The organism is Bifidobacterium sp. LH_416, from assembly GCF_056357055.1.
Genome location: NZ_JBKEVJ010000012.1, coordinates 1 through 1,726, shown reverse-complemented (window position 1 = coordinate 1,726; position 1,726 = coordinate 1). Strand labels below are relative to the sequence as shown.

1 rRNA gene is annotated in these 1,726 nt (G+C 61.5%); it reads right to left on the bottom strand.

Features of this window, described 5'->3' with window-relative positions:
- A 23S ribosomal RNA gene (locus tag AC1AY0_RS11725) occupies positions 1–1,726 on the bottom strand; the annotation flags it as partial.

Here is a 1,726-nt window from a genome sequence, read left to right as displayed (position 1 = left end):
GAGTTCCTTGACCAGGATTCGCTCGATCGCCTTGGTATTCTCTACCTGACCACCAGTGTCGGTTTGGGGTACGGGCGCCAGACGCCCTCACGCCGAAGCTTTTCTCGACGGCCGGGATCACCGGATCCACGCATACGCGCGTCCCGTCGCACCTCACCCTTGACGCCCCCCGGATTTGCCTAAGGGGCGGGCTGCGTGCTTGGCCCGGGAAAACCACCTCCCGGGCCGGCTGCCCTTCCGTGTCACTCCTGCGCTCACCTACCGGGGCTACGCTCCCAGACGAACCCCCATCACCACCCCGAAGGATGGGTCAGACGGCACGCAAGGTTAGTACTCGCCCTTTCGGTCTGATCGGTCGCCTGCCGGTACGGGAATATCGACCCGTTCATCCATTCGACTACGCCTGTCGGCCTCGCCTTAGGACCCGACTCACCCAGGGACGATGAACGTGGCCCTGGAACCCTTGGTCATCCGGCGGACGGGATCTTCACCCGTCTCTCGCTACTCATGTCTGCATTCTCACTCCCATGCGGTCCACGGCCGGCTTACGCCGCCGCTTCGACCCGCATGGGACGCTCTCCTACCCAACACAAAAAGTGTTGCCGCGTCTTCGGTGGTGTGCTTGAGCCCCGCTACATTGTCGGCGCGGAACCACTAGACCAGTGAGCTGTTACGCACTCTTTCAAGGATGGCTGCTTCTGAGCCAACCTCCTGGCTGTCTATGCGACTCCACATCCTTTCCCACTTAGCACACGCTTCGGGACCTTAGACGACGGTCTGGGCTGTCTCCCTCTCGACGACGGAGCTTATCCCCCGCCGACTCACTGCCGGGATACGCATCACGGGTATTCGGAGTTTGGTTGCTGTCGGTACCCAATACGGGCCCTCAAGCATCCAGTAGCTCTACCCCCCGGATGTACTCACCCGACGCTGCACCCAAATGCATTTCGGAGAGAACCAGCTATCACGGAATTTGATTGGCCTTTCACCCCTAGCCCCAGGTCATCCCCCCGGTTTTCAACCCAGGTGGGTGCGGTCCTCCACGCGGTCTTACCCGCGCTTCAACCTGCCCAGGGCTAGATCATCCCGCTTCGGGTCCAGGACGAGCGACTCAAACGCCTTTTAAGACTCGCTTTCGCTACGCGTACACCACACGGCTTACGCTTGCCACCCGCCACTGACTCGCAGACTCATTTTTCGATAGGCACGCCGTCACCCCGTAAGGCTCCGACGGTTTGTAGGCGCACGGTTTCAGGAACTCTTTCACTCCCCTCCCGGGGTGCTTTTCACCTTTCCCTCACGGTACTAGTACGCTATCGGTCAGACAGGAATACTTAGGCTTACCCGACGGTCCGGGCTGATTCACACGGGGTTCCACGGGACCCGTGCTACTTGGGACAACGCCATCGACGGTCCATGCGCCTTCGGGTACGGGGCCATCACCCTCTACGGCCCGGTATCCAACCCGGTTCCCCTCGCACATGGATTTATCACCGCCGGCCGGCACGTCGGCGCCGGCGCAACGCTCCCGCAACACCCATGCCGCAACCCCCGACGGGTAATCGCACGGCACGGGTTTGGCCTGATCCGCTTTCGCTCGCCACTACTCACGGAGTATCCTCTCCTGCAGGTACTGAGATGTTTCACTTCCCTGCGTACCCCCCACACACGAAGTGTGGTACCGGCCCATCAAGGCCGGTGGGTTCCCCCATTCGGAAATCCTCGG